At 42.7% G+C, this 5,725-nt stretch carries 5 protein-coding genes; all 5 read right to left on the bottom strand.

Features of this window, described 5'->3' with window-relative positions; genetic code table 11:
* Positions 1 to 51: 51 nt before the first annotated feature.
* Positions 52 to 849: a phosphate ABC transporter ATP-binding protein PstB gene (gene pstB, locus PX482_RS08665; protein ID WP_149976845.1), complete on the bottom strand. Its 798-nt coding sequence runs from the start codon at positions 847 to 849 to the stop codon at positions 52 to 54.
* A gap of 98 nt (positions 850 to 947) precedes the next feature.
* Positions 948 to 1,751, bottom strand: a complete 804-nt coding sequence (pstB, locus tag PX482_RS08660; protein ID WP_002760017.1) for a phosphate ABC transporter ATP-binding protein PstB — start codon at positions 1,749 to 1,751, stop codon at positions 948 to 950.
* Positions 1,752 to 1,951: 200 nt separating this feature from the next.
* Entirely contained in the window at positions 1,952 to 2,845 is an 894-nt protein-coding gene (pstA, locus tag PX482_RS08655; protein WP_002789476.1) for a phosphate ABC transporter permease PstA, read from the bottom strand.
* Positions 2,846 to 3,236: 391 nt separating this feature from the next.
* On the bottom strand, positions 3,237 to 4,196 hold the full coding sequence (pstC, locus tag PX482_RS08650) for a phosphate ABC transporter permease subunit PstC (protein WP_002760019.1): 960 nt from the start codon (positions 4,194 to 4,196) through the stop codon (positions 3,237 to 3,239).
* A gap of 94 nt (positions 4,197 to 4,290) precedes the next feature.
* Positions 4,291 to 5,412, bottom strand: coding sequence for a phosphate ABC transporter substrate-binding protein PstS (pstS, locus tag PX482_RS08645; RefSeq protein WP_002760020.1), 1,122 nt, complete (start codon positions 5,410 to 5,412; stop codon positions 4,291 to 4,293).
* Between the last annotated feature and the right edge of the window lie 313 nt (positions 5,413 to 5,725).

Here is a 5,725-nt window from a genome sequence, read left to right as displayed (position 1 = left end):
GAAAAAATTAATCTATCCCGGGGTCGTGAACAACGATTAATTATTAATCCTTTAACCAAAACGACCGCTAACATAATCTCTAGTGGACTCTTGAGCGGGATTTTGAAAGATTACCTCGGTGCGATCATATTCCACTAAATAACCTACTTTACCACCTTTTGGGGTCGGTTCAGCATTATAAAAAGCCGTTAAATCAGAAACCCGCGACGCTTGTTGCATATTATGAGTAACAATAACTATAGTATATTGGGTTTTCAATTCGTGAATTAATTCCTCAATTTTTAGGGTAGAAATTGGATCGAGTGCCGCACAGGGTTCATCCATTAAAACAACTTCCGGTTTAACCGCAATAGCGCGGGCAATACATAACCTTTGTTGTTGTCCCCCCGATAAAGCTAAACCACTTTCTTTGAGTTTATCTTTAACATCATCCCAGAGAACGGCTTTTTTTAAAGATTCTTCCACTAATTGATCCATATCACCGATGTAACCATTTAAGCGCGCCCCAAAAGCGATATTTTCATAGATAGATTTAGGAAAAGGATTCGGTTTCTGAAAAACCATACCAATACGACTGCGTAACCCGATAGGATTAACGGAATTACCATAAATATCTTGACCGCGAAAGGTAACTTTTCCCTCAATTTTGGCACTTTTAACCAGATCATTCATGCGATTAAAACAGCGTAAAACTGTACTTTTTCCGCAGCCAGAGGGACCGATAAAAGCGATCGCTTTTTTCTCAGGAATATCAAGGTTAACATCACGAACAGCAAGATTAGAACCATAGTAAACGTTTAAGTTTTTGGTTCTCAAAACTGCATCGGTGACAACATCTTTACTATACATAATTTTCAAAGGAATAGGTGTTGGGGAAAAAGGAAAAGGGAGACGAGGAGAGGGAAGAAAAAAGCTGATAACTGATAACTGATAACTGATAACTGAATTTAGCCAAAACGTCCACTAACATAATCTTTAGTTGCTTGTTCTTGAGGATCACCGAAGATTTTGTCCGTATGATCAAACTCGACTAGATAACCAATTTTGCCACCTTTATCGGTGGCTTCAGCGTTATAAAAAGCCGTTAAATCTGCTACTCTTGTGGCTTGTTGCATATTGTGAGTAACAATAATAATCGTGTAACGTTCTTTTAATTCGTGCATTAATTCCTCAACTTTTAAAGTTGAAATCGGATCGAGTGCCGAACAGGGTTCATCCATTAATAATACTTCTGGTTGAGCGGCAATAGCGCGAGCAATACATAATCTTTGTTGTTGTCCCCCCGACAGGGAAAAACCGCTTTCTTTCAGTTTATCTTTTACTTCTTCCCAGAGAGCAGCCCGACGCAGGGAAGTTTCTACTAATTCATCTAAATCGCCTTTATAACCATTTAAGCGCGCTCCGTAAACCACATTATCATAAATGGATTTGGGAAAAGGATTAGGGCGCTGGAACACCATACCAATGTATTTTCTTACTTCGACAGGATCCACCTCTTGAGAGTAAATATCTTGGTTATGATAAAAAACTTTGCCGTCAATACGAAAACCGTGAATTAAATCATTGAGACGATTAAAACACCTGAGAATGGTACTTTTTCCACAGCCAGAGGGTCCGATAAAAGCGGTGACTTTATTTTTGGGAATATCGATCGAAACGTCTCGTACTGCCCGATAATTACCATAGTAAATATCAGCCTTATCGACCTTTAAAACGGTTCCTGTAGAATGGGGGTTAGAGTTAGTTAGCATAAATTATTTACCTTGAGTTTGGCTAATTGAGGAATTGGAAAGATAGGTGGATTTTTACTTAAATATCCCTTTTTGCTTTTCACTTTTTCCCTGACTTAAGTAGAGAGGCACAATTATTTGTAGGATGGGTTAGAGGTAGCGTAAACTATGCGGGCGTTGGGTTTCATGCTTCAACTCAACCTACGTTCTTTTTCCTTGACTTAATAGGTTTTCTGGCGCGTGGCTAAACGGGATAAAATGTTAGTTAACAACACCAAAAGCACCAGAATTAAAGCACCTGCCCAAGCTAATTGCTGTTGGGGGGCAAAAGGGGCAGTAGCAAAGTTGAAAACTAAGACCGAAAGGGTGGCAATCGGTTCAAAGACACCCCGGGGCCAAAAGTTAGAGAATAATGCCGTAAAAATTAAGGAGGCGGTTTCCCCGGCAGCCCTAGCAATTGCTAAAGTCACACCGGTTAAAATAGCGGGAACTGCGGCAGGAAGGACGATTTTTAGGACGGTTTGGTAGTTATAGGCCCCTAAACCCATGGCCGCCCAGCGGATGTCTTGGGGAACGATTTTTAAAGCCTCATCGGTGGTTCTAATAATAGTGGGTAACATTAACACCGCTAAACCGATCGAACCAGCCAGGGCAGAAAAGCCTAAAAGGGCTGTTCCTTCGCCAAATAAGGGGGCAACTAGCAAACCGTAGGCGAAAACCCCGACAATAATTGAAGGGACACCCGCTAGAACGTTGGTAGCAAAGCGCACACCCTGGGCAAGTTTGTTATCACCGCTAAATTCCGAGAGATAAACCGCCGCTAAAACGCCAATGGGAACTGCGATCGCTGTGGCCAGGGCGACGACGATAATTGTCCCTAAAATGGCGTTAGCGATGCCTCCTCCTCCTAACCCCGGCGGTGGCGGTAATTTAGTAAAGAGATTAGCGTTTAAACGACCCACCCCTTGCACAAAAACGAAGCCTAGGACGGCAAAGAGGGGAATCACGGTGACGGCTAAACATAAAGCCGAGAGAACGGTCATAATTGTCCCCAATAGCGATCGAGGACTACTCGGTTTCTTTTTGAGATTATTGCCTAAATTCGCACTATCCATATCAGTTATCAGTTATCAGTTATCAGTAATCAGTGAACAGTAAGTAGGTAGGTGTTAAAAGTTGTCAGACACCCCCCTTATCAAGGGGGGATTAAGGGTAGGGTTGATTCATGAATCAACCCTACTATGAATCAAGCCTAGGATTAAGGGGGGATTAAGGGAGGATCGAAGCTAAAATCCATTTTTAATTTAATTATAACCAGCTACTTAAACAGTAATCAGTTATCAGTAATCAGTGAACAGTAATCAGTTATCAGTGATTAGTAAACAGTGAAAAGTGAAAAGACAGCAGTAAACTGCCATTTGATGATGAACACTTAATACAAACTGCTCACTTAATACTCAAAACTTAAAACTCAAAACTGATAACTGATAACTGACGACCGACGGCTTAATACTTAGCTTTGACGCGATTAACGATTAATTCTGCGAAGATATTGACTACTAGGGTCAAAACCAAGAGAACAAAACCCGCATACATTAAAGCTGATACTTGCATTCCCGATGCTTCGGCGAATTGGTTAGCCAATAAGGAAGCGATCGTGTTAGCAGGGGCGAGAATAGAGGCACTAATGCGGTTAGAATTGCCGATAATCATCGTTACTGCCATGGTTTCCCCTAAAGCGCGCCCTAAAGCTAACATAATCCCCCCAACAATCCCAGAAAAAGCGGCAGGAATTAAGACCCGAAAAATCGTTTCCCAACGGGTGGCCCCCAAACCTAGGGAAGCTTGCCGCAAATCCGGCGGTAAAGCGGCCAAAGAGTCACGAGAGATAGCGATAATAATCGGCAGGATCATAATTGCTAAAATAACCCCCGCCGGTAACATTCCAGGACCCCCTAAAGGAGTACTAAACAGAGGAATCCAACTAAAATTAGCATTTAACCAGTTACCAAGGGGTCTGAGGATAGGAATCAATACAAAGATACCCCATAATCCGTAAACAACACTGGGAATAGCGGCCAAAAGTTGTACGAGAAAAACCAAAATTGTCCGCGCATTTAAGGGGATAAAATCTTCGCTTAAAAAAATGGCTGAACCGATGCCGAGGGGAACAGCAATCAGGAGGGCAATCAGAGAACTAACGAGAGTTCCGTAGATAACGGGCAGAACTCCGAATTCTTCGCGACCGCGCACGGGATTCCAAGCACTACTGGTCAAAAATCCCAGACCAAAGGTTTGAATCGCCGGTAAAGCCCGAATAAAAATCACTAGGGCAATTAGGAGCAAAATTACCCCAATAGCGATGGCAAAGGCGGTAGTTAATCCAACAAAGCCTTTATCGAGGATTTTTTCCGATTCTGGACGTTCTTTAAAATTTGAGTCGGGTGAAACTGTGGGCGCACTCATGATTAGGGTTTAAATCCAGCTAGTTTGCGGTAGCTAAGGTCGAAATTGGCCTTTCTCCACTATTATTGTAACTTTGAATACATTTTTTCGGCTACTAATCCACATTGATTGTGTAATCGGGATAGATGACATCGGCAGCGGCGGCTACTCGTTCGCGGACGTTTTTCGGTAGGGGAATATAACCAAGGGCGGCGGACTGTTCCTGTCCCTGATTAAGTCCAAATTCGATCATCGCCTCCATAGCTAAAGCTTTTTGGGGATCGTTGTATTTTTTATAAACCAACATCCAACTATAGGTGACAATGGGGTAGGAATTTTCCCCCGGGGGATCAACGATAAAAGCCCGCAGATTTTCGGGTAATTCCACCGTGGCTAAGGTGGCAGCGGCGTTAGTTTCATTGGGGATAACAAATTGACCGGCTTGGTTTTGTAAAGTGGCCATGGGCAGCTTATTATTTTTAGCGAAACCGTACTCGATATAGCCAATCGAGCCTTGATTTTGTTGAATTAGGGCAGTTACACCTTCATTTCCTCTACCGCCGAGAAATTTACCTTTTTTGGTCGGCCATTGTACGGCTTTTCCTTCACCGATACTTTTTTTCCATTCGGGACTAACGGCGCTTAAAAACTTAGTAAAAACTCCCGTCGTCCCGCTACCGTCTGCCCGGTGAACTACGGTAATTTCTTCATTGGGTAGTTTTAAATCGGGGTTATCGGCGGCGATTTTGGCATCGTTCCAACGGGTAATCGTGCCTAAAAAGATGCCTATATATGCTTCCCTACTTAGTTTCAGCCCTTCTACTCCGGGCAAATTATAAGCCATAACGATGCTTCCCGCCGTCATCGGTAACAGTAACACCCCGCGGCTAACTCTGGCCATATCCTCGTCACTCATGGCCACATCGGAAGCGCCAAAATCGATCGTACCTTGGATAAATTGTTCGACTCCCGCCCCGCTACCGGTAGATTGATAGTTAATTAGTAGTTTGGAAAGTATTTGATTGATGGTGACAAACCAGTTTTGATATAGGGGTGCAGGAAAAGAAGCGCCCGCACCATTGAGGGCGACCTCTCCCTTTAGGGGAACTTGGGCGATTCTATTGTCCCCTTCTGTGCTAGTTCCCGGCGTATCGCCGCCACCACAAGCGGTTAAAGTCGCTGTTAAAGTCGCTAGGGATAAGGCTGTTAGTAAATTGGTCTTGTTTCTGCTGGGCATAGGATTAATTTTGAGCCGTAAACTGCCTTAAATTTTACGCTAAAAGTTACCACTGCTTGGTAAAGAATAGGTTAAGAAGTGAATAAAAAAACATAATGTATTGTCAAGAAAAGTTTTCTCGATAACTAGACAAAAATCTCAACTTCTTTTACTATTTATTTTGACTAAACATTAGTTTTAAGTAGGGAGGCACAATTATTTTTAGGATGGGTTAACGGTAGCGTAACCCATGCAGGCGTTGGGTTTCATGCTTCAACCCAACCTACGTTCTTCTTTTACTATTTGTTTTGACTAAACATTAGTTTTAAGTAGG

Origin of the sequence: Microcystis sp. M53602_WE12, assembly GCF_030065455.1 — a bacterium.
Classification (GTDB): domain Bacteria; phylum Cyanobacteriota; class Cyanobacteriia; order Cyanobacteriales; family Microcystaceae; genus Microcystis; species Microcystis aeruginosa.
Note: the sequence above shows the minus strand (reverse complement) of the source record. Positions and strands in the feature narration are given on the sequence as shown.